Annotated in this window: 16 protein-coding genes and 1 pseudogene; 8 read left to right on the forward strand and 9 right to left on the reverse strand. The window is 57.6% G+C overall.

Annotated features, from left to right (window positions below):
• Positions 1 to 56: 56 nt before the first annotated feature.
• From HGO40_RS30850 to HGO40_RS13145, 4 genes and pseudogenes are all read right to left on the reverse strand, one after another.
• Positions 57 to 1,337 (reverse strand): annotated as a pseudogene (locus HGO40_RS30850) (methyl-accepting chemotaxis protein); the annotation flags it as partial.
• A gap of 786 nt (positions 1,338 to 2,123) precedes the next feature.
• A complete protein-coding gene (locus HGO40_RS13140; protein ID WP_250963340.1) occupies positions 2,124 to 3,098 on the reverse strand; it encodes a helix-turn-helix domain-containing protein in 975 nt (324 codons plus the stop codon).
• A 327-nt stretch (positions 3,099 to 3,425) separates the two neighbouring features.
• Positions 3,426 to 3,659: a DUF6555 family protein gene (locus HGO40_RS30655; RefSeq protein ID WP_353050727.1), complete on the reverse strand. Its 234-nt coding sequence runs from the start codon at positions 3,657 to 3,659 to the stop codon at positions 3,426 to 3,428.
• A gap of 23 nt (positions 3,660 to 3,682) precedes the next feature.
• Entirely contained in the window at positions 3,683 to 4,132 is a 450-nt protein-coding gene (locus HGO40_RS13145) for a hypothetical protein (protein ID WP_250963341.1), read from the reverse strand.
• Between the two features lie 344 nt (positions 4,133 to 4,476).
• Here HGO40_RS13145 and HGO40_RS13150 point away from each other — a divergent pair, with 344 nt between their 5' ends.
• Entirely contained in the window at positions 4,477 to 4,779 is a 303-nt protein-coding gene (locus tag HGO40_RS13150) for an MCP four helix bundle domain-containing protein (protein ID WP_250963342.1), read from the forward strand.
• A 228-nt stretch (positions 4,780 to 5,007) separates the two neighbouring features.
• Here the strand turns inward: HGO40_RS13150 and HGO40_RS13155 are convergent, their stop codons facing one another.
• Both HGO40_RS13155 and HGO40_RS13160 read right to left on the reverse strand, forming a co-directional pair.
• Complete coding sequence (locus tag HGO40_RS13155) at positions 5,008 to 6,276, reverse strand: tyrosine-type recombinase/integrase (RefSeq protein WP_250963343.1); 1,269 nt, start codon at positions 6,274 to 6,276, stop codon at positions 5,008 to 5,010.
• Between the two features lie 152 nt (positions 6,277 to 6,428).
• Complete coding sequence (locus tag HGO40_RS13160) at positions 6,429 to 7,343, reverse strand: LysR family transcriptional regulator (RefSeq protein WP_250963344.1); 915 nt, start codon at positions 7,341 to 7,343, stop codon at positions 6,429 to 6,431.
• 258 nt (positions 7,344 to 7,601) lie between these two features.
• Here HGO40_RS13160 and HGO40_RS13165 point away from each other — a divergent pair, with 258 nt between their 5' ends.
• The 4 genes from HGO40_RS13165 to pgm all read left to right on the forward strand — a co-directional run bounded on the left by HGO40_RS13165 (position 7,602) and on the right by pgm (position 14,032).
• Positions 7,602 to 8,627 (forward strand): zinc-dependent alcohol dehydrogenase family protein, encoded by a 1,026-nt coding sequence (locus tag HGO40_RS13165; protein ID WP_053119386.1) that lies wholly within the window; start codon positions 7,602 to 7,604, stop codon positions 8,625 to 8,627.
• Between the two features lie 682 nt (positions 8,628 to 9,309).
• Entirely contained in the window at positions 9,310 to 10,800 is a 1,491-nt protein-coding gene (locus HGO40_RS13170) for a hypothetical protein (protein WP_250963345.1), read from the forward strand.
• 96 nt (positions 10,801 to 10,896) lie between these two features.
• Positions 10,897 to 12,294, forward strand: coding sequence for an aminotransferase-like domain-containing protein (locus HGO40_RS13175; protein WP_250963346.1), 1,398 nt, complete (start codon positions 10,897 to 10,899; stop codon positions 12,292 to 12,294).
• Between the two features lie 91 nt (positions 12,295 to 12,385).
• Entirely contained in the window at positions 12,386 to 14,032 is a 1,647-nt protein-coding gene (gene pgm, locus HGO40_RS13180; protein WP_250963347.1) for a phosphoglucomutase (alpha-D-glucose-1,6-bisphosphate-dependent), read from the forward strand.
• Positions 14,033 to 14,210: 178 nt separating this feature from the next.
• Here the strand turns inward: pgm and HGO40_RS13185 are convergent, their stop codons facing one another.
• Entirely contained in the window at positions 14,211 to 14,906 is a 696-nt protein-coding gene (locus HGO40_RS13185; protein WP_250963348.1) for a pirin family protein, read from the reverse strand.
• 235 nt (positions 14,907 to 15,141) lie between these two features.
• Here HGO40_RS13185 and HGO40_RS13190 point away from each other — a divergent pair, with 235 nt between their 5' ends.
• On the forward strand, positions 15,142 to 17,607 hold the full coding sequence (locus tag HGO40_RS13190; RefSeq protein ID WP_250963349.1) for a UvrD-helicase domain-containing protein: 2,466 nt from the start codon (positions 15,142 to 15,144) through the stop codon (positions 17,605 to 17,607).
• 699 nt (positions 17,608 to 18,306) lie between these two features.
• Here the strand turns inward: HGO40_RS13190 and HGO40_RS13195 are convergent.
• Both HGO40_RS13195 and HGO40_RS13200 read right to left on the reverse strand, forming a co-directional pair.
• A complete protein-coding gene (locus HGO40_RS13195) occupies positions 18,307 to 18,585 on the reverse strand; it encodes a DUF1652 domain-containing protein (RefSeq protein ID WP_250963350.1) in 279 nt (92 codons plus the stop codon).
• 193 nt (positions 18,586 to 18,778) lie between these two features.
• On the reverse strand, positions 18,779 to 20,242 hold the full coding sequence (locus HGO40_RS13200; RefSeq protein ID WP_250963351.1) for an MFS transporter: 1,464 nt from the start codon (positions 20,240 to 20,242) through the stop codon (positions 18,779 to 18,781).
• Positions 20,243 to 20,373: 131 nt separating this feature from the next.
• On the opposite strand from HGO40_RS13200, the gene HGO40_RS13205 reads away from it, so the two are divergent.
• Positions 20,374 to 21,270 carry a LysR family transcriptional regulator gene (locus HGO40_RS13205; protein ID WP_250963352.1) on the forward strand — a complete coding sequence of 299 codons (897 nt, stop codon included), beginning with the start codon at positions 20,374 to 20,376 and terminating at the stop codon, positions 21,268 to 21,270.
• Between the two features lie 343 nt (positions 21,271 to 21,613).
• The coding region (locus HGO40_RS13210) for a serralysin family metalloprotease (protein ID WP_250963353.1) at positions 21,614 to 22,782 on the forward strand (1,169 nt) is incomplete at its 3' end.

Raw genomic sequence — 22,782 nt, forward strand, 5'->3', positions numbered from 1 at the left:
GTACGCGCTTCAGTAATGCTGTGCTTGATCTGCGCTATGGTCGGCTGCAGCTTGTCGAGAAAGCGATTGAACCACTTCACCAACTCGCCCAATTCGTCTTGTTTGGCGTACTTCAGGCGCTGCGTAAGGTCGCCATCGCCGCTGGCGATCTCCTTAAGCATGGCCGCCACGCTATTGATTGGCCGGGTGACGCCCGAGGCGGTCAGCCAGATCAGCAGCAAGCCGATCAGGCCGGCCACAAAGGCCACGAGCAGCGACTTGAACGTTCCACTAGCCTGAGCGTCATCCAGTACGCCCTGCAGTTTGACCGCGTCTGCCAGCAGGAGCTGCTGTGGCAGGTTGATGATCACACCCCAGGGTTTGCTGCCCGGCAGCGACGGAACGGGATAAACCGCGCGAATACTGTCACCTTGCTGAATCACACTGGGCTTGTTGCTTGCGATCAACTGGCTGATCTGCGCCGCCTCGCCGGGAATCACCTGGTCGATCTTGCTGCCCATGCTGGCTGCATCGTTGCTGCGGGCCGCGATGATGCCGTTGCCAGAAACAATAATCATGTGCCCAGCGCCGCCGAACAATTCGCTTTGGGCTTCCACAGCAGCGGCCTGCAAAGAGTCAAGCGCGGTATCGATACCGATTACCCCGATAACCTTGCCGTCAACGCGGATCGGCATCGACGTGGTGATCGTGAGACTAGACTTGTCTCTGATGGTTTCCATATAGGGCTCCAGCATGCACGTCTGCCCGGTGGTTTTGGGGCAGGTGTACCAGCTGTTGTAGGGCGTGCCGCTGATGCTGATGTCCTCTTTGCTCAGGTCCGGCTCCTCAATCTGCTCGTTGTGAGCGTCGCCTTCAGGACGAGTCCAGTAGCTGGCGAAACGGCCGGTCTCGTTGGAAGCGTGCTCGTCGTCGTTGACGAAGTCGATGTCTTGGCCGTCCAGAGCGTTGGGCTCGAATACCAGCCAGACGCCGAGCACGCCTTTATTGCGCTCGAACGCGGTCTTCAGGGCTAGATTGAGATCTTCGCGCAGAAGGGCCGGTGCAACGTTACGCTGCAGTGAGGTCTTCCGCAGGTCCAGAACTTGGTCGGCCAAGGCAGTGACTACGAGTAAGCTGTCACCGAAGGTTTTTTGCATCACGGCGGCTTTTTCGGCTGCCTTGGCGGTGAGCAGTTTCTCGACACTACTGGCGAGCATCTTTTGGCGGGAGGTGCCCACCAACTGATTGCTTTGGCGAGTCTGCCAGATATTCACGGCCAGGATAGAGCCGACTACGCCCAGCAGACAAAGGCCAGCCAGCAGTACGATTCTAAGACGAATGGAAAATGCGTTAAGCATAATTAGTATGCGCTCGGTCGGTATTCAAATGAGGGCGATAGTCGCAATACCTTGCCTCGCCAGATCTAATCAGCGCATCGGCGCCGATGTGTGAAACTTTAGTCATGAGATGACTAGCGAACTGGTCAAGCTTAGAGGCCAACATAGCATGAACTGCTGAACCTCTATCTGACGAGCACCTCACCAAAATTAATCATCAGGATCTTGATATTGAGTACACAAAGAAGGAAGAGCATGTAAAGAAAAGCGCAAGCATTCAAGAAAAGCGCAAATTTTTTTGTACGAACCCAAAAACCATTAATGATGACCGCAATATAGTGCTTGCATCATCCATTCGTCTCAGTCTGGTGCAGCATGTATAAATTGGGAAAATACTAAGCCGAGGCATGTTGTGGGTAAACATGGACCGGGATGTAGGAGAATCGACGTGAGAAAACATCATGAAATTTTTGGTCGATAAGGCCGAAGAAAAGGGTGAAGCCAGTAGCTTGGTCCTTGATTGAGTTAACTAGTACCTAAGGTGGGTGATCAGACTGCCGTAGCTCATACGACGTTGTGGCGGTAGGTTTACGATGGTGCAAGGAGTAAGTAGGGGCCGCGCACCAACCAGATCCATGACCACTGGGGGAAACAGACCTGAGAAGTCGCCGAAATAAACTAAAATACGGGCTATAGCTGAGCTGCTGTACAGTGTGTGACTTCTACCAGCTAAGCATTTCTAGCAATGCATCGCGGTACCGGTTGCGGATGACCCACGCTATCAGTCTAGAGACCAGTTAAGTCGTTTTATAAAAACGATCTTTTGGACTTCTGAAATGTGACGGTAGGATGCTCACCAAACGCCTGCATGTAGTATTTACAGAATACATGGTAATTCAAAAACCCTACTTGACAAGCCACCTCTTGCGGACGAGCGAGAGCCCCTCCCTTTGAAATGAGTTCTTTACTTTTAAGCAATCGTTCGTTTCTAAGAAATTCAATTGGACTCATGTTTTTATAGCGCTTGAAACCGGTTTGCAGTGATCTAACGCTTATTCCAGCAAATATGGCGATTTCACCTACTGTTAATTCGGGATCTGCATTTGCAGTCATATACTCTGCCGCTTTTTTTATTTCAAACGGTGTCGGAATGGCTACCCCAACTGCGCTATCGAGCGCGCGACTGTAATTACTGTTGAAATTTGATAGCACAAATCCAACCATGCTTTCTTTTAAGCTACTCGCCACTTTCTCTAACGGGGCACGAGAGTTTTCGGCTAGATCAAAGATCGTATTTACAAGTCCTAGTATAAACCGACTTTTCCATACCTCTGGGTTGGGCTTATCGAAATACACTCTGGTCTTAGGTGGTGCTCCTAGTAGAGCCGAGAGGTATCTAAACATGTCCGAGTTGTCTATATATACAGTGGTGTATGTGATGCCCGGAGCATAATGTGAAGCAGATATTTCGCGCACATCAGCAACTGCAAGAGTGCCAGCAGTAGCTCTATAGTTACCAACGCTAGTTCTCCAAGTGAATTCACCTGCGTGAGGAATGGTGATTAGAAAGCCATTCGTTTCGTTTCTCATCTCGTAGCCCCAGCCAGTGTGGCTAATCGTCAAACTGACGAACGACTTCCCGAGAATACAAGCTTTTTTTTGGTAATGTAACTGCCCGCCGTGACCTGGAAAGATCTCCATGTCGTTATCATGAGCTTGGAAATGGCAAGCTGCAATTTCCGTACTTTGAATTAACAGATGAGAGAATCGGTACATATCCATCGCTAAAATCTCAGCAAAACGGTAGCTGATGTTATATCATGTCATTAATCGGATTGATTTGTTGTCTGACCAACGTCCTTCTCGCGCTGCCGCGCTGCCGCATCCTGCTATCGCCCGCACGCCTCACTAGCCTCTTATACAGCACGCCGGGGCCACGCGGCCTTACGCGGTTATTAGGGCACTGTGAAATGTGAAGTGCATCTCACCAAGAGTATTCTGAAAGGACCTCAGAATTTGAATCCATGATCATGGGATCTGCTTTTGCTAACCCTCGTCCTTCTATGCCAAAGCGTAAAGAAACTAGTTGGGTTTCCCGCTTCTTAAGCGTCACCCCATATTCCATGCCATATTGGTTATGCCTAAGCTTAGTATCTCTGCGCTAGTGATGCCAATCGATTTTTTCAACCGAACTTTGAGTATAGATCTAAATCCGGCATCTGCCGCTGCCCAGTATAGTGCCTTGGAATCATCCATTGCCACAGTGCAAATATAAAAGCTTTTGAACGTACCGTGGAATAAATAAGAGATCTCATGATGTTTGAATTCTGACAAGTTTAACATCCACGTTATCAGTGACTGTTTTTTTAGATGTTTTGCGGCTCAAAAAGCTCGTCTCTGAAATGCTCTAGAGCTTGGATGCATTTCACTAGCACTTCCCGATACTCCTGATAGGCCTTGAACACTTCCGGGTCGGAAATAATAGGATTCGCTCCGGCGGCGTCAGTCAAGCTTACGTTGAGATCCTGGAGCGTTGAGCTCAACCGAGTTTGCACTGCGCTCTTAAGCTCAGATAGCGAAAATACCAGATTTAACATTTCTTTTTCGAGGATGACGGCTGGTATTGATATGGGCTGATTGGAGGTTTTAGCGTCACCTGCGCCAGTGGCGTTGGCAACAGACTTGCTTGCGCGCAGAAAGTTTTCCTCTATTACTTGTACAGAGGCCATTATAGCGTTGGAATTTTGTATGACTCCATCCGTAAGTCTTTCGCAACTGGTCATCGCCGCGAGATAGTAAGTTTTAAGCTTAAACATGTGTAGCTCTCAATGTTAAGGGTGGCATCGCACTATATTTGTCCTTTGTCGCGGCGTCGTGGCCCTAAAGCGAAATTTCTTGCGCATTTCTTAAATTCTGCGTTTTTTTAAACATATACCTACTAGATGATGCGATATTGCCACTACGGAGGGCTTCTTTGAAATCAGCTATGCTTCTCCAAGGTTCAACCCTGTGTGCTATCAGCTTCGTTTTGGTTTGAGGATGGAGAAAACTCGCGCCATCTCGATTGCTTGCTATCAAATTCTAAGCGCCCTTGCGCTTACCTTAACTTCGCGCAGAGGTTCTTATATTTCTTAGGCGTTAAAAAATTGCTAGGCGCACCTTGGCCTGTTTTACGGTTGTGGTTTTTCTCATCTTAGGGCTTGGTTTTTTCAGTTTGAAACAGATGTACGAAATTCGTGGCGCAGGTTTGGAAATCGAGAATCATTTCCTGACCGGTATTGCGCGAGGAAATGACATAATTTTGGCTTTCGCCTACACCCGCTATTCAGTGATGAAAATGCTATCGACAAGCAACCCTGACGAATCAGCCAGCGCACGCGACGAGCTCAACCGACGCATTGATACGTTTTTTCAATCGCTGAAGCAGTATAGATCTGTCATCCAATCAGGGGAGCGATGTTGAGTTAAGAAGGGAGACCATTTGAGCGGAAATACTCAGCTGGATACCAAGGGCTCTTGATTACCTCGTACGGGGATCACTTTTTAGCTCTTGATACCTACCGGGAACAAGTCCAGAATCAAGTCTTTGCCTGCCCCGGCAAGAAAAGAACCCCCTTAGATTTCAATGGGTCGGACACCAGATACGAGTCTCGTTTCCCTCTCCAATTTTTTTAATGGTTTCTCTGCATCATCAATCGGTGGTGGCTCGCGCCGCGTTTTGCCGCAACTGGTCTAAGTAGTTCGCCCATTGCTGAGCCGCCTCCCTGCGTTGCACTAGCAGTTGAGCGCGTGCATACACAGCCCCCAGCGCACCTGGCATACGGTGAGATAGCGAGAGTTCGAGCACGATTGGGTCAATACCCAGGTGCTCGTGAGCGATGGTCCGGTAGGTGGCGCGAAAGCCGTGAGCAGTGATGTCGTACTCCGGCCAGATGCGCTGGAAGGACTTGAGCATGGAGGTTGGGTTTATGGGACGTCCTGGATAGACCGGCGAGACGAACACCCAGCCTTTGCCTTCTTCATCCACCACGCGGGTTTTACGTAGCTCGCGTAACAGAACCAACGCTTGTTCAGGCAACGGCACGATGTGTTTGCTCTTGTCCAGATGCTTGGTCTTGCTCACCACATAACGCCAATCGGCGCCCACCAAGTCGACATCTTCCCAGCGCATCTGCACCAGTTCGCCTGGGCGGACCGGCAACATGACCAGCAGGCGCATTGCGGTGGCAACGCTGCCGTCATTGCAGTCATCAAGGCGTATAAGAAGCCTGCCTAGGTCGGATGGCCTTTCGATCGCCGGGTTGCTGGTCACGATGTGGCGAATCTTCAACTCCTCAATGTTGCTGAGAGCCACGTTGCGCTCCACCCAGCCGCGACCTTCGGCAAAGCCCAGAACGGCACGTATGATGGTGCGCACGCGTCGGGCCATGGCCATGGTGCGCTGGCGGCGCAACTCGGTGATGATCGTAGTGATGTGCTCCAACTTGATCTCGCTGATCGGTTTTTTGCCAATGGCAGGCAAGATGTGGTTGTTCAGCGCTCCGGTAAAGCCCGAGATGGATTTGGTCACCAGGTCGGCTGACTTGAATGCCAACCATTGCTCGGCCACGTAAGCGAAGGTGCGCTCTTCATTGAGCAACTGTGCCTCGATCTTGGCGGTCTTGGCCTTGAGCGGAGCGGTGTGGTTAGCCACGTCGCGGCGTGCGCCGCGGGCAATGTCGCGCGCCTCCTTGAGGCCAATGTCGGGGTAAGCGCCGATGGAGACGCGGTTTTCCTTCCCATGCCGCCGATACTTCAATCGCCAAACCTTGGAAGGGGATTTGCCGACCTTGCTCGACGCTCTGACCTCCAAATAGAGGCCAGGAACTTCGCCATCGGCGTGTTTACCTGGTTCGGTCAGAGAGCGGATCAAGGCATCGCTGAGTTTTCGTTTGAAAACAACCACATTGTCTGGGGGCATCGGTGGGGGCATCCTTTTTAAGGAACCGAAATTTGCCCCCAATTATGCCCCCATGAGTCGTGGAATCCATTGGATTTAGACAGGCGGCAATGGACTTAAATAACTAGTAACTTGTTGTTATAAAACGTTTTATGGAATTTAATGGAATTCCATTACAGGCTATCGGGGTCCCCGAAAAACATCTGAATCCGCGACCGCAACCAGCGCTCCCCCGGATCGTTGTCCTGGGACCCGCGCCAGGCCATGTGCAGTTCGAAGCTGCGTACCGGTATGGGCGGGTCTTCGGCGCGTACGCCACCGGCGGCGGTCAGTGCGTCGGCGGTGTAGTCGGGCACGGTGGCGATGATGTCGGTGCCCGACAGCAGCGTGCTCAAGCCGTTGAACTGCGGCACGGCCCACACGACATGGCGCTTGCGGTCGAGTTTCGCCAATTCCTCATCAATGAAACCGCGCAAGTCCCGTGCGACGGAAGCCAGGGCGTGGGGGCGGGCGCAGAATTCGGCCAGGGTCAGTCGCCCCGGTGCGGTGTCGGCCCGCAGCACTTTGGGCATGCTGCGCCGCAAGACCTTGCGCTTGGCGTTGGCCGGCAGGTCGTCGGTGTAGCTGACGCCGATGGAAATTTCACCGGATGCCAGCAAGCCTGGCATCAGGATGTAGTTGACCCGGCGCACCACCAGCACAATGCCTGGCGCTTCGGCCCGCAGGCGCTTGAGCAGCATCGGCAGCAGGGCGAATTCGGCGTCGTCCGACAGGCCGATGCGAAACACCGAGGTGCTGGTGGCCGGGTCGAACTCCGCAGCGCGGCTCACCGCCGTGGAAATCGAATCCAGGGCTGGGGAGAGCAGGGCGAAGATCTCGACCGCCCGGGCCGAAGGCTCCATGCTGCGGCCGGTGCGCACGAACAGCGGGTCATCGAACAGGCTGCGCAGGCGCGACAGCGCTGCGCTGATGGCCGGCTGGCCGAGAAACAGCTTCTCGGCCGCGCGGGTCACGCTGCGTTCATGCATCAGTGTTTCGAACACGATCAACAGGTTCAGGTCGACACGCCGCAGGTCATTACGATTCATCTGGGGTCCTGGCAGGTTCAGCAAGCTTGACGTCGGCGGCCATATGGGAACAATGGCCGGCATGAATCTTACGGGGAAAGGCTGGTACTCTGCATCGGGTAAATGCATTTTCTTAGGGATAAGTCTTACAGGACTGGTTCGGTTTTCTTGCTGCGGAATCAATGACAGGCATGTCGACTATTAATAGCCACTGATGGTCTTGGCTACAAAGCCCGGATAGAGTTCATGGCATTAGAGGTTACTTTGACGAGGTTTGCGATGTCCCGCACGATCCGTTTTCACAAGTTTGGTGGTGCCGAGGTGCTCAAATGCGAAGAGCATGCGGCGGCTCTTCCTGCGCCAGGAGAAGTGCAGGTCCGCGTCGAAGCGATCGGCATCAGTTGGTATGACACCTTGTGGCGCCAGAACCTGGCGTCGTCCCAGGCACGCCTGCCTTCAGGCCTGGGCCATGAGATGGCCGGCGTGGTCACGGCCGTCGGCGACGGCATCGATGACTTGGCCGTGGGCGATAAGGTCGCCAGTTTCCCGGCCGAGAGCCCGAATGATTATCCGGTGTACGGCGAAGTGATCGTGCTGCCGCGCACCGCTCTGACCCGTTATCCCGACGTGCTCAGCCCGATCGAAGCCGCCGTGCATTACACGCCGCTGCTGATCGCCTATTTCGCCTACATGGACCTGGCGCGGGTCAAACCGGGGCAATTCGCCCTGGTCACCGATGCCAGCCATTGTGCCGGCCCGTCCTTTGTCCAACTGGGCAAGGCCCTGGGGGTGCGGGTGATTGCGGCGACCAAGACGGCGGACGAACGTGAATACCTGCTGTCGCTGGGTGCCGAGAAAGTCATCGTCACCGAAGAGCAGGACTTGCTGATGCAAATCAACAAGCTCACCGACAATCGTGGCGTCGATGTAGTGTTCGATGGCCTTGGCGGGCCGCAGATGTCGCTGTTGGGCGATGTGCTGGCACCCCGTGGCAGCCTGGTGTTGTACGGCTTGCAGGGTGGCAACCAGACACCGTTCCCGGCCTGCGCGGCGTTCCAGAAGAACATTCAGTTCTTCGTGCACTGCATCGGTAATTTCACCGGCAAACCGGAACTGGGCATCCTCCAGGACCAGGTGGCGTTGCAACGCGCATTGCGTGATATCAATCAACTGACCGCCGATCGCGTGCTGTTGCCCCTCAAGACGCGGGTCTTCCCGTTCTCCGAGTTTGTCGAAGCTCACCGGTACATGGGCGAATGCCCTTGCCGCGAGCGCGTTGCCCTTCAGGTCGTCGACCCCGCCTGATACCTGTCTTGCGCAAGAGTCATCGCCCGGGCTCTTGCGCTGCCTTCGGCTTGATCCCCGTCCTTGCTTTCTCCCCCCCGCATCCGCTGGCTGGCGGCGGTGTGTACGTGTCTTGCAGCACCCATCAGTGGCCTGTCCCGGTTCGTCCAGGATCGAAACGGCCGGCAGGTCAACATCTGAACTGGTTTTTGCCCCCAATCTGTATCTTCTAATCGTTATTTAAGTCCTGATAATTGAACGCTTGATTTCCATATCAAGGAAGAAGTCGTGGTGCGGTATAACTTTTTCGAAGGCCTTCATCCTTCAAGACCCATTCAAGGTGCAACGAGCGTTTATTGGAACGGGGCTATCTATCAAACCTTTGGAAAACGAGGCGGGGTAGAGGGTCTATTCAAGTTCGGCAAGTTCCTTATTTCGCGTACTCATTATCTGTGGGACGTTGTCGGAAATCTCCTAGGACGTGCCCCTGGCTTGGCGAGGCCCCGTATTTACGCGGTCCGCGGCGGGGGAACCAAGGAGTGTCGGGTGGCTCTCTGCGTATGTATCAAATAATTACGGCAAGCACTGCTTGAGCGTATTGCTAATACTCTTTGAGTACTAGAACGATCCATTCAGATCAACACGTCGCGCGGTCACGTTGGTGCGGGTGCGGCGCCGATAGTTGAATTTCAGGTAAATAGCTATGAGTGCAATTCATGAGCAGGCAATGACTCACGTGTATCAACAGATACTGCAACGCTTGTTGGGTTTTTATTCGCGGGCCGAACGGACTGCGTTGCAGCTTTTGATCCAACGATTGATTGTCGCCGCCGGAGGCATTGACCGGATTGGTGATTATCGGGTGTTGACGGTCCAGAACGGAAGCCGGGAGGGCTTTTACGTGCTGACCGCTTTGCGGGCCGCACAGCTCAGCATCGCGGGCCGGCATCCGGTGACCTTCGCTTTGCGCGTCGCCACGCCGCGCTTGAGCGAGACCACCCAGGCGACACTGGAGAACATCCATCGCTGCTACAGCGCGCTGTTTGTCTATGACGATCCCCGGGTCGAATTGCTGATGGCGGATAACCGCGAGGTGTTGCCGTTCAACCACCGGCAGTCCTTGTCGGTGGCGGGGCACGAGGCCAATCGCATGGATCTGCTGGCGTTGGGGCACCTTCGCTCGGTCGACAGCCCCCTTGAAATCGGGGGGGAAGGCTACCTGGCGATGACCGAGTTCTATCGGCACATGGCCCGCTGGGAGCCTGGCGTGGATTCGATGGTCAGCAGCGATACACCGCGCCAGCAAAAACTGTTCATCTCAGGCCTGCGCCGCGCGGCCCGCAAGATCGGCCTGCCGATCGACAACATTGGCTGTTTCGACAGTCTCTTTGCGCACCTCGATACCTTGAACAACGATCTCTACGAACATTTCTACGGTCCCGAGCGCCTCGGCGCATGGAAACCCGAGGGGCATTACGAGGCCTGTCGACGGATGAGCCACATTGGCATCGACGACCTGATCGTCGATCGCCAGGAAGGTACCAATTGGCCGCTGTTCAACGAATTCCTGCGAGTACGGACCGACCACCTCATGCCCTCGGCGATCGAAAACGAATACCTGAGCCCGCTGCTGTCGGCTCATCTGCATGGGCTGCAGGCCTGCTACGTGCAGGGGCGCAGCTACGAAACGGGGTACAGCGACTACGTGCAGCGGGCGATCATGATCATGCATCGCAAGCAGTTGCCGGAACATGCCTGCGAGCAGGCTCGGGCGCTGTTTGGCTCACCTTCGTCGGTTCCCGACCGCCGCGCCTACGCCGCCCTCGAAGCGCAGAAAATCCTCGGGCTCAGTGAAACGCAACTGGTGTGCATGCTGTTCGCCCCGTTCGTGGGGCAGGGCGCGGGCCTGGAACATTTCCTGCGCTGTTGCCACCCCGGCATGCTGGTGGCACTGCCGGACCTGCACAAGGCCATGCAGGGCGCGCCCGTTGCCGATCAGATCGCCCAATGGATGGTCGACGTCAGTGGCCTGCCCGTCGGAGTCCTTGGCAAACTGTACCAAGCGAACGTGGCATCGCCGGACCAACCGGAAACGGTTCCGGGCGGCGATCTGCAACAGGCCCTCGACGACATCGACACGGCAGAAGCCGGGCAAGCCGTCGATGAGCCGCACGAACACTCGGCAAGGCACTGAGGAACGCGGTTTGATGGAGTCGTCTACCTCCCGCCCGATCATGATGCCCGGTGTTGCGACCTGGCCGGCTGCAATCCGCTCTCCTGGCGTGATCCGATGAAAGGCTGCCGGGAGACAGACTTCGCCTACCAGGCGGTTTATCGCTACCTGACCACGCTGATCAACGAACTGGAGGTCGATGCGCGGGTGCGCCTGCCCTCGTTGCGGCAATTGGCCGAGCGTCTGAATGTGTCGATATCCACCATTCAGTACGCATATTCATTGCTGGAGAAGGAAGGGCGGGTCTATTCGATCGCCAAATCCGGTTATTACGCACTGCCGGCGCCCAGCACGACTACCCTGGACGGCGGCGGCGATCTACTCGAAACCTTGTATGTCAACGCCCGACGGCCAGGCATGCTGGTGCTCAGCGCGGATGAGCCGGCGTCGATGCAGCCATTGGACAGTCCGATGTTGTTGCTCGAGCGCGAGCTGCTGCGCCAGTATCCACGCTCCTCGCAGATGCCTTCGCAACCCTGGGGCGAGCTGGAACTGCGCACCGCGCTGGCGGCCCGCTACACGTCTTCGCCGGCCCGTTGTTGGAATGCCGATGACGTCTACATCGGTGCCGACCTGCGGGGTGTCCTGGAGATCCTGATTGGCGTACTGGCACTTCGGGGCGCCACCGTGCTGATCGAATCGCCTTGTGACTGGGTCGTGTTGCGCCTGCTCCAGGCCGCTGACATCAACCTCATCGAGTTGCCACTGCTGGCCGGCGGGGAAATCGATATCGAGCAGATGGAACAACTGTTGGAAAGCGAAACGGTACGCCTGGTGATGTTGTCGTCGGTCCTGAACATGCCAACGGGGTCGTTCGTTCCCGAGGAAAACCGTCGTGCCATCGCGCAGTTGCTGGAACGGTACGGCACGTGGGTGCTGGAGAACGACAGTCATACAGACTTGGCGTTCGAGGCCGGGGCGACGCCTTTTCGGGACTTGCTCGACCCGGATCGGCTGATCGTCTATTCCACGTTCGAGAAGACCATCGGCCCAGAGGCGCCGTACGGCTACGTGTTGTCGCGCCAGTTGACCCTGCAACTACAGCGACATTTCCTGCTACGTGCGTTTCGCCTGTCGCCGATTCGCCAGAAAGCCATCGCCCGGCTGTACAGCAACGGTCGGATTGACCAGCATTTGCTGGTGTTGCGGCGCCTGCTGCGCGAAAGCGCGGTTTCGACCACACAACTGCTGCGCGAGCGGCTGGGGGATAGCGTGCAATGGGTGGAACCCCAAGGTGGCGCGACGATCTGGATGCGCTCGACGCGAAGGGTCGACTTGCGGCGGGTGTTTCGTCGGCTCCTGGCCCAGCGAATCGTCATCGCGCCCGGAGAACTGTTCAGCCTTCATGGCCTGTATGGGCAACATATGCGCCTGACCCATACGCTCAATGGGCCACAGGACCTGGACGCGGCACTCTGCGCGTTGACCGACGCCCTGAGGCTCGAGCAATCGTAATCGGCGGCGATGGATCGAACCCGGCGCGCCATGGTCGAACTGTCAGTAAACTGCACCCTATTTCCCGAGCCATTCCACTCAGAGGTTTTGCATGACAGTCAGTCCATTTGCGGGCAAGCCGGCACCGGCAGAGTTGTTGATCGATATCCCGCGACTGGTGACGGCCTACTACACCGGCCGACCCGATGCCTCGGTTGCAACCCAGCGCGTGGCGTTCGGCACCTCCGGCCACCGCGGCAGCTCCTTTGACCTGGGCTTCAACGAGTGGCACGTGTTGGCAATCAGCCAGGCGATCTGCCTGTACCGCGAAGCCCAGGGTATCAACGGACCGTTGTTCGTCGGTATCGACACTCACGCGCTGTCGACCCCGGCGGGCGCCAGCGCATTGGAAGTGTTCGCGGCCAACGGTGTGACCGTCATGATCGCCGAGGGGGATGAATACACCCCGACGCCAGCGGTTTCCCACGCCATTCTCTGCTACAACCGTGGCCGCTCGGCGGGCCTGGCGGACGGTATCGTCATCACGCCGTCCCACAACCCGCCGCAAAGCGGTGGCTACAAGTACAACCCTACTAACGGTGGCCCGGCCGATACCCACATCACCAAGTGGATCGAAGCCAAGGCCAACGAACTGCTGGCCAACCAACTCGCCGGCGTCAAGCGCGTCAGTTACGAGCAGGCCCTGAAGGCCGATACCACCCACCGCCATGACTACGTCAACACTTACGTGGCGGACCTGATCAATGTCATCGATTTCGATGCCATCCGCACCGCCGGGCTGCACCTGGGTGTCGACCCGTTGGGTGGCGCGGGCGTGCGCTACTGGCCAGCCATTGCCGAGCATTACCGCCTGGACCTTGAGGTGGTGAATACCCACGTGGATTCCACCTTTCGTTTCATGACCGTCGACTGGGACGGGCAGATCCGCATGGACCCATCCTCCAGCCATGCCATGCAAGGGTTGATTGGCCTGAAGGAGCGTTTCGACGTGGCCTTCGCCTGCGACCCGGACCATGACCGCCATGGCATCGTGACGCCGTCCGGCGGCCTGTTGGCGCCGAACAATTACCTGGCAGTGTCGATCGACTATTTGTTCCAGAACCGCCCGCAATGGCGCGCCGATGCTGGCGTGGGCAAGACGGTGGTCAGCAGCGGCCTGATCGATCGCGTCGCCAAGCGCCTGGGGCGCCGTCTCTATGAAGTGCCGGTGGGCTTCAAATGGTGTGCCGATGGCCTGTTCGATGGCTCCCTGGGCTTTGGCGGTGAAGAAAGTGCCGGTGCTTCGTTCCTGCGCAAGGATGGCGGCGTCTGGAGTACCGACAAGGATGGCCTGATTCCGGCGTTGCTGGCGGCGGAGATGACGGCCCGCACCGGTCGCGATCCGAGCCAGGCCTACCGCGCCTTGACCGACGCGCTGGGCGAACCGTTCTCGGTACGCGTCGATGCCAAGGCCAACCCGCAGCAGAAGGCGCTGTTGAGCAAGCTGTCGCCGGATCAGGTAACGTCTACCGAACTGGCAGGGGAGAAGATCCAGAGCATCCTCAGCCATGCGCCGGGCAATGACCAGGCCATCGGCGGCCTGAAGGTCATGACCGAAAATGGCTGGTTCGCGGCGCGTCCGTCCGGTACTGAAGATATCTACAAGATCTACGCTGAAAGCTTCATTGGCGATGCGCACCTCAAGCAGTTGGTGGCTGAGGCGCAAACGTTGGTGGATGGGGCTATCACTAGCAAGTAATGCCTGTGCAAGTGATGCCTGTGATGTGAACGTGTGGCGAGGGAGCGTGCTCCCGCTCGGTTGCGCAGCGACCGCCAAAAAAGCGGGCCCGCTGCGCCCGAGGCGTCGGCCCGGCCCCGCGGGAGCAAGCTCCCTCGCCACAAGAGCAAGAGGCGCAGTGCTGCTAGTGGCGCAGGGGTCAAGCCAGGTCTACGAGCACGATTTCGCTGTCTTCGATCGCGGTCACTCGCAATACCTGTTCAGCTTCGATCGCAACACCGTCTCGAGCTTGTGCGCGTAACCCATTGATTTCTATTAGTCCTGTGGCTGGCACAAGATAAGCTCGTCGCCCGGCGTCCAGCCGATACTCCGCATTTTCACCCGCCTTGAGGTTGGCCGCTACCAACCGCGCGTTGGCGCGAATACGCAGGCTCTGGTCATCGCCGGCCTTGCCACTGGCCAGGGTCACGAAACCTTCGCGCGAGTCCTTGGGAAACGGTTTGGCGCCCCATGACGGTGCCAGGCCTTCTTCGTTGGGAATGATCCATATCTGGAAAATGCGCGTGGCCGTCGATTCCAGGTTGTACTCGCTGTGGGCAATCCCGGTGCCCGCGCTCATGACCTGTACGTCGCCAGCCTCCGTACGGCCCTTGTTGCCCAGGTTGTCCTGATGACTGATGGCGCCTTCGCGAACATAGGTGATGATTTCCATGTCCCGGTGCGGATGTTGAGGAAAACCACTGCCGGGGGCAATGACGTCATCGTTCCAGACGCGCAGATTGCCCCAATTCATGCGTTGCGGGTCGTAGTACTCGGCGAACGAAAAATGGTGGTGGGCATCCAACCAGCCGTGGTTGGCGGCACCCAAGGTGGCGAAGGGCCTGAGTTCGAGCATGTTCGTGTCCTTTTCGCTGAAAAGCGAAAGCGAGGGATGATGGCGCTATTTTCGCGAAGGAAATCATCGATAAAAAGCGTAAAAAACGTTTCAATCCTATCGTTTATTTAGATATAAAATCACGAGCCAACGTTCACTTCATCACCTAAACCCATGACTTAAAAGCTTTTGGGTGGAACCTGGCGGCAAATACAGACACCATAGCCGTCATGGTTCTTGAACACCGGAGTCCCACGTGTCGCAACACACTCCCGATCTTCCCCCCGAGCTGTTACCCCTGGCCCAGATGCCGTTGCTCAAGCGCCTGGCCGCTCGATTCTTCGGCCATGGCCTGACGCGCCTGCGTGCCCAGCACCGGGCGTCCTGGTTGCACGGCCAGGCCGATGGCTTTCGCAGCGGCCATACCGCCGGTTTCGACTATGGCTATAAGGAAGGCAGGGCCGAAGGGCTTGAAGAGGGCCGTCAGGTGCTGTTGATCCGCGATTCGCGTAGCACGGAGCACCCGGCCCCCCAGGTGGATGATTTGTTGTTCGACGACTGGCGTCTGCCACTGACCGCCGAGTTGAAGAAACGCATCAAAGCGGACGTTGCTCGATTGCTGCCGGCGCATGCACAACCCAGTGCAGCGCAATGGAAGATGATTTTCAGCGACACACCGTCCACGTCGGTGGTCGCCGGGGCCGGCGCGGGCAAGTCCACGACCCTGGTGCTGCGCATCGTGCTGCTGTCCCACTACTTGGGCTTCGAACTGGATTCGATGACCGTGGTGACGTTTACCCGGGAGTCGCGCAAGAATTTCATTCGAAAGCTGATCGAGGTGTTCGGCCTGTGGGGGCGAACTGTCAGCCTCAAGGAAGCTCGCGATCTGGTTCGAACCTTCCATTCGCGTATCTTGCCCATGGTGCGCAGCTTGCCTGGGTTCGAGCGCCTCCAGGCCTTCGAGACCCTGAGTCATCGCGCCGAAGCGGACGACGCCCAAGACAATCCTTTTGACCTGCGCATCAATGATGTCCAGCGCCAGCAACTCAACGCCTGTTATTACAGCCTTTACCAGCGGGACGCGCGTTTCCGTGAGCTGATCCAGCCGTTGTCCCGCCATGCCCTGCAGCTCAAGGAACTGGAGCGCGATCACCCGGATGTGCAAAAACGGGTGGCCGTCACCGAGCTGGCGGCCCAGCGCGACGAAGAATTGTGCGACGCCGTCGAAGATCTATGGTTTCGCGCCGGTGCCTGGCCAATCAAGGGAATCGAGCCAAAGCGACAGACTTTTGAAATCAACGGTTCTCGATTCCATTGTCACGGCTACGCACCGTCACTCGATGCCTGGGTGATGCTGGGCTTCGATCCGCGGGAAGACGCCCGGCTCAGTCGTCCGGGGGCCAAGTTGAGTATCCGCGCGGAGTGGGCGGTAAAGCGTACCTTGTTTCAAGCTTTCTGCCGTAAGCCACTGATTTGGCTGGAAAGTTATGAGGCAACAAAGCGCGTGGTGGCCACAATGGCCGGCGATGCCAGCGCCGGGCCCGGGTTCGACTATAAGGTCAAGGGCGAGCTGGGTTCGGCGCCATTGCTGGACTGTTTTGTCGCGGCGGCAGGCTTTATCGAGAACCTGGGGCTTGACGTCCCGGATGCCGTGGGCCGGATGTCCTTCGCCCAAGATGACCCTGATCGGTATTTTTTCGAGGCGTTGAGTCGCTATTGGCGAGCCTTCGAAGACCATTTACTCGATCAATCGCCACCGATCATGACCTACAACCGCATGTTCGCGTTGTTCAGCGAACATTCGCCGGAAAACTTCAAGTTGCTGGGGGATGCCTTGCTCAGGCCGCTTTCGCATCTGATGATCGACGAATTCCAGGACGTGTCGCCGCAGATCGTCTCCTGGCTTCGCGCCAGTCTCCGTGAGGTCCGTAGCCGTGGCCCAGCGCTGCATGTGGGGCGCGGCGCCCAGCGCTCCTCCTTGCTGTGTGTCGGGGACGATTGGCAATCGATCTATGGCTGGCGCGGCAGTTCGCCGAGCTATTTCATGGCGTTCAACAAGCAATTCCCGTCACCGGCGACAACTCGGGTCATGCTCACCGACAACTATCGCAGCCACCAGCACATCATCGACGCGGCCGAGCACATCGTGCGCGCCGCTGCGGCGATCCCTGGTAAAAAGGCCAAGGCCAGCGGCATGCCTCGTTCGCTGAGTCCGGTCAATGTACTGGATCGAGACGATGAAGGACTGGCCCTGCGATTGGAGGAGCATTATCGCAAGGGTGACTCCATCTTGATGCTGTATCGAAAAAGTAGCGATAAGCTATTGATAGAAAAGAATATTCAGTCAGTAGTTAATGTTGATTCTAGCTTGCCTTACGAGGCTCGGCGGCTCAGGCAAATGACTTACCACAGTGCCAAGGGGCTCCAGGCTGATGCAGTGTTCTTGTTGGGTGACTGTCAGCACTTGAGCAGTTCGCCCTACAAAAATCAGGTTTATCGAATGGCTGGGCTGGGGCAGGACGGGGATGCCGAGCCTTACGACACGGCGCAAAAAGATGAAATCTTGCGTTTGGCGTATGTGGGGATTACTCGTGCGGTGCAGCATTGCTATTGGTATGTCGATGGGCAGGATGGGCAGGCGGCCAATGGGTCTAAGGCTTCGGATCGTGTTGCTGCGGATAAGCCTTTTTTTGTTGACCATCGGCGTGTTCGTAAGGGGTAGGGTTTCTATTCCTGGGTATATGTGTATATCCGTTATTTAGGTAACGGCGACTTAGGGTTCCGCTTTTACAGCGGGTCACTTTTGGAAGAGCGCCAAAAGTAACCAAAAGCGCTTTGCCCCACCACTCGGCACCTCGCCTAGGCTCGGTGTGCCCTCACTCCGGCATTGCTCCGTGGGCCGCCGCGAAGGGCCATCCATGGCCCAGCGCGGCTATCCCGGCATCCATGCCGGGATGCCCACTGCGCAATGCCTGCGTTCAGCCAGCGTGGTTTAACGGGGCGCCCAGATCAAGATCAAGATCCAAAGCAAAGCAAAAGCGGTCGGGGCTGGTATTTATGTGTGCTGCACCACTGCTATCGCGAGCAAGCTCGCTCCCACAATGGGCCGGGCGGTGAACACAAAACTCATGAACAGCCAATATCACCTGTGGGAGCGAGCCTGCTCGCGATGAGGCCAGCACATCCAACCTCTTCATTGACTGAGCCACCGCTATCGCGAGCAAGCTTTGCCCCTACAGATCTGATGGGTGTACGACCTGAAGAGCCAGGTCGGCTCTCAGGCCGCCTCGCAATAGTGACCCGCTGTAAAGCGGAACCATAAGCCGCCGTTACCGCAGCAACGGTTATGTACCTCAAAAAAAACGGCGCCTTCCCAAAAAGGGAGGCGCCGCTTGTCTAGCATTAAAAAGAACCAACCCGATCAGGAAGCAAACCGCCGCAACCCAACCGGTGGCACAAAGGCTTCCAGCTCGGCCTCGACCGCCTCGATTATTCGTTCCACATCCGGCGCATTCATCACCGTCGCACAGGGGATCCCTGCAATGGCGATCATCGTCTCGCCGCTGGCACGATCAAACAACCGGGCAACCATGCTGCCCGGCGCATCCATGCTCGCTTCGAATCCCATGGGATGGAAGTGCCAGCGCAGCAACTGGCAAGCGTTGGGGAACGTAACCTTGCTGAAAGATCCTTTATTCATGTGTTGCCCGCCTTCTTCAATCGAGCGCTTCCTTTTGCTCATGTCAGGAAGGAAGAGCCATCTTGGCTCTACCAGTGAGAACTAAAAATAGCACCTGAAAATGAAGCTCATGTGGATTTTTTCAGTCCGTTTTGCGATTGGTTCACTTTTTTTGATCTGGATCACGACTTAAACGGCAATGCTCAGAATGCCATCACGCTTGACCGGGGGTCTCCTCAGGTTCGCCCAACCGCTCTGGCACGCGGTATTTCAGGGCGATGATCAGGGCCAGGATCGCCATGCCCAGGGCAACGGCGAAGGTCATGTGCAGACCGTTCGTCACCGCCTCGCGGCTGGCGCGGGTGATGTCATTCGTCGCCGCGGCGGCCGCAAACACCGCACCGAGTACGGAGGCTCCGGTGAAGAAACCCAGGTGGCGTGACAGGGTGAGCAGCCCCGCGACGACGCCCCGCCTTTGGGCCGCTACATCAGCCATGACCGCCGTGTTGTTGGACGTCTGGAAAACCGCGTAGCCCAGGGTCGTTACTACAATGGCCGGGAGGTAGCCGGCGATGCCAAGGGCGGGGGGGACCAATGACAGCATCAGACAGCCGAGGATCATGGTCGCCAGGCCGGTGAGCCGCATGGGTTGCACGCCGAACCGATCAGCCAGGCGTCCGGCAGGCACCCCGGCCAGCGCCGCGACGCATGGCCCAGCCGCCAGCACGAGCCCGACGAGGGCCGCCGGCAGTCCGAGGGCGATGGACAGGTAAAAAGGCCCGACCAGCAGCGTTGCCATCATGATCGTCGCGACCAGGGCGCTCGTCGCCAGGCCCGAGACCAATGACCTGTCGCGAAATAAAGTCAGCGGAATCAGCGGCGACACGGCCCGGGATTGGGCACGAATGAACAATCCGCCGCCCACGAGCGCGACCAGCAGCAGCGCAATATTCGACTCGCCAAAGGTCCCGCGCCCGGAAGTCATGGCCAAGGCATAGGCGGCGAGCGTCAACGCCAACAACACGGTGCCGGTGATGTCGAAGCGGGCCGTTCCGGCCTTTGGCGGCACCTGCCGCACCGGCAGCGCGTACCAGGCCAGCCCCAAGGTCAACAGGCCAAGGGGGAGGTTGACCAGAAACAAGGCCTGCCAGCCGAACCCGCTGATCAGCAGACCGCCGACGGAGGGACCCAGGGCCGTGCCCACCGCCGACAGCGTGGCCAGCAGGCCCATGGCACTGCCGGTTTTTTCCTGGGCGACCGTTTCGCCAACCAGGGCCAAGGTCAGCGTCATCATGATGGCGGCCCCCAGGCCTTGCAGCGCCCGACCTGCAATCAGCAGCCAAAGCGAAGGCGCCAGGCCGCAAAGTACCGAGGCCAAGGTGAACAAGGCGATGCCGGCCAAGAGCAGCTTGCGCCGGCCCATCAGGTCGCCCAGGCGGCCGACGCTGACGATCAGCGTGGTCATGGCGAGCAGATAGGCGAGCACCACCCATTGGACCTGCTGGAAAGAGGCATCGAGGGCCTGGGCCAGTGTCGGTAACGCCACCGCGGCCACACTGGCGCCCAGGGAGGCCAGCAGCGTCGAGAGCGCAAGGCTCGCCAAGGCCCAGCGAGGTGAAAAGGACCGGCTCGCGGGTGCGGTTGCCGGCTGGTTTGGTTGCGTGTTGATGGGGTTCATCGTGCCACCTGTCTCCGCGCGCTCAATACGGCGCTGTCACAACGTTACCGCTGGGCATAATATGGCGGAAGACGCAGCACTTGCAGGTTATAGCTGCACAGAGCGCCCTATATCCAATTCGAGATTGCGCCATGTCTTCGCCTGACCTCAATCTGCTTGTCACCCTCGATGTACTGCTCTGCGAAGGCAGCGTGGCCCGGGCCGCCCGGCGGCTGCGGCTCAGCCCGTCGGCCATGAGCCGGGCACTGGCGCGGTTGCGAGAAACCACTGGAGATCCGTTGTTGGTAAGGGCCGGGCGAGGGCTGGTGCCGACACCCCGAGCGCTGGAGTTGCGCGAACAGGTCAGTCTCTTGGTGCAACAGGCCCAGGCGGTGCTGCGTCCAGTGGCGATCCCCGACCTTGGGCGCTTGAATCGGACTTTCACGCTGCGCACCCGTGAGGGCTTCGTGGAAAACTTCGCCATCGACCTGATCGCCCGCATTCACGAACAAGCGCCCGGCGTGCGGCTGCGTTTCGTGGAAAAGACCGACTGGGACAGCACAGCGCTGCGCGAAGGGACCGTGGACCTGGAAACGGCCGTAGTGGACAAGGACACCAGCCCGGAACTGCGAACCCAGGCGTTGTTCAGCGACCGCCTGATCGGGGTGACGCGTGCCGGACACCCGTTGAGCCAGGTGGCGATGAGCGCTACCGGTTATGCAGCGGGCGGGCATATCGGGGTCTCGATGCGCGGCTTGGATCACGGCCTCATCGACCAGGCCCTGGCAGCGTTGGGCCTGTCCCGGGAAATCGTCACCAGCGTGCCAGGTTTTTCCTCGGCGTTGGGGCTGGCCCGGTCCAGCGACTTGATCGCCAGCGTGCCTGAGCGCTACACCACCAGCCTGCGGATCGGCCTGCACAGTTTTACGCTGCCGTTTCCGTTGCCGGAATTCACGATCGCCATGCTCTGGCATCCGCGAATGGACGCCGACCCGGTGCATCGCTGGCTTCGGGGCTGTCTGCGGGAAGTGTGTGCACGTAAACCTTGAGGTGACTTGGTAGGTATTAATTAATAGCACTTCGCTGGCACTTAGTTTTGAAAAGTGCGATGCCGTTCGCAAATAGCGAGTTATCGATATTTAATATTTAAATATAGTTTTGTCCGACAATCCGCAGTTTCGGCAGTTGCACACGGAGACTGGCGAGGCCGAAGTCTATTGTTTAGGGGCGTTAAGGGGCAGGGCGTGAAATTGAACGAAAAAAATTGCTAGACGTTTGATTTCCAATTGTGTCAGGTTTCTTACGTCCTCATTGGGCGAGTGATAGGACGATCTCGCCAGAGATCGTCTGTCTGACTAAAACTGTTCCATTTGCAAACAAGGAAGTGTGTTTATGTCGAAAGTCAAAAACAGCGCTATCGATTCTGCCGAGCAACTGTTCTGGGCGCCGCAACTGGCCGCTCCCAGTAATGCGTTCAACCAGATCAATAGTTTCAGTCATCAATACGACCGCGGCGGTAACCTGACCGTCAACGGCAAACCGTCGTACTCCGTCGACGAGGCGGCCACCCAGTTGCTGCGCGACGGCGCGGCTTACCAGGACCGGGACGGCAGCGGCAAGATCGAGCTGACCTACACCTTCCTGACGTCAGCCTCGTCCAGCACCATGAACAAGCATGGAATCAGTGGCTTCAGCCAGTTCAGCGCCCAGCAGAAGGGCCAAGCCGCCCTGGCCATGCAATCCTGGGCGGACGTGGCCAATGTCACCTTCACCGAAAAGGCCAGCGGTGGCGATGGTCACATGACCTTCGGTAACTACAGCGGCGGCCAGGATGGCGCCGCGGCGTTCGCTTATCTGCCGGGGACTGGCGCCGGTTATGACGGGACGTCCTGGTATCTGATCAACAGCAGCTACACCCAGAACAAGAACCCGGACCTGAACAACTACGGCCGCCAGACCCTGACCCACGAAATCGGTCATACCCTCGGCCTGGCCCACCCAGGTGACTACAACGCCGGCGAAGGCAGCCCGACCTACGATGACGCCACCTATGGCCAGGACACCCGTGGCTACAGCCTCATGAGCTACTGGAGCGAAAGCAATACCGACCAGAATTTCAGCAAGGGCGGCGTCGAAGCCTACGCCTCGGGTCCGCTGATGGATGACATCGCGGCCATCCAGAAACTCTACGGTGCCAACACCACGACCCGTACCGGCGATTCGACCTACGGTTTCAACTCCAACACCGGTCGCGATTTCCTCAGTGCCTCTTCATCTTCGGACAAAGTCGTGTTTTCGGTATGGGATGCGGGCGGCCGTGACACCCTGGATTTCTCTGGCTTTACCCAAAACCAGAAGATCAATCTCAATGACGCCTCGTTCTCCGATGTTGGCGGCATGGTCGGCAACGTGTCCATCGCCCAGGGGGCAACCATTGAGAATGCCATCGGTGGCTCGGGCAGTGACTTGTTGGTCGGCAACGCGGCTGTCGGTTATACACATCTGCCGCTGCCGCCGAAGAGGATAGTGGAGCTCGCGGTGGGGGGCGGATCTGTTATAAA

The sequence above is a fragment of the Pseudomonas sp. CG7 genome (assembly GCF_023701885.1).
Taxonomy (GTDB): Bacteria; Pseudomonadota; Gammaproteobacteria; order Pseudomonadales; family Pseudomonadaceae; genus Aquipseudomonas; species Aquipseudomonas zanjanensis.

Coding starts and splice junctions, on each gene's coding strand:
- HGO40_RS13200 (WP_250963351.1), bottom strand. CDS start 20,242: ATGAACCCCATCAACACGCAACCAAACCAGCCGGCAACCGCACCCGCG.
- HGO40_RS13170 (WP_250963345.1), top strand. CDS start 9,310: ATGAGTGCAATTCATGAGCAGGCAATGACTCACGTGTATCAACAGATA.
- HGO40_RS13160 (WP_250963344.1), bottom strand. CDS start 7,343: ATGAATCGTAATGACCTGCGGCGTGTCGACCTGAACCTGTTGATCGTG.
- HGO40_RS13185 (WP_250963348.1), bottom strand. CDS start 14,906: ATGCTCGAACTCAGGCCCTTCGCCACCTTGGGTGCCGCCAACCACGGC.
- HGO40_RS13155 (WP_250963343.1), bottom strand. CDS start 6,276: ATGCCCCCAGACAATGTGGTTGTTTTCAAACGAAAACTCAGCGATGCC.
- HGO40_RS13205 (WP_250963352.1), top strand. CDS start 20,374: ATGTCTTCGCCTGACCTCAATCTGCTTGTCACCCTCGATGTACTGCTC.
- HGO40_RS13195 (WP_250963350.1), bottom strand. CDS start 18,585: ATGAATAAAGGATCTTTCAGCAAGGTTACGTTCCCCAACGCTTGCCAG.
- HGO40_RS13140 (WP_250963340.1), bottom strand. CDS start 3,098: ATGGATATGTACCGATTCTCTCATCTGTTAATTCAAAGTACGGAAATT.
- HGO40_RS13175 (WP_250963346.1), top strand. CDS start 10,897: ATGAAAGGCTGCCGGGAGACAGACTTCGCCTACCAGGCGGTTTATCGC.
- HGO40_RS30655 (WP_353050727.1), bottom strand. CDS start 3,659: ATGTTAAACTTGTCAGAATTCAAACATCATGAGATCTCTTATTTATTC.
- pgm (WP_250963347.1), top strand. CDS start 12,386: ATGACAGTCAGTCCATTTGCGGGCAAGCCGGCACCGGCAGAGTTGTTG.
- HGO40_RS13165 (WP_053119386.1), top strand. CDS start 7,602: ATGTCCCGCACGATCCGTTTTCACAAGTTTGGTGGTGCCGAGGTGCTC.
- HGO40_RS13145 (WP_250963341.1), bottom strand. CDS start 4,132: ATGTTTAAGCTTAAAACTTACTATCTCGCGGCGATGACCAGTTGCGAA.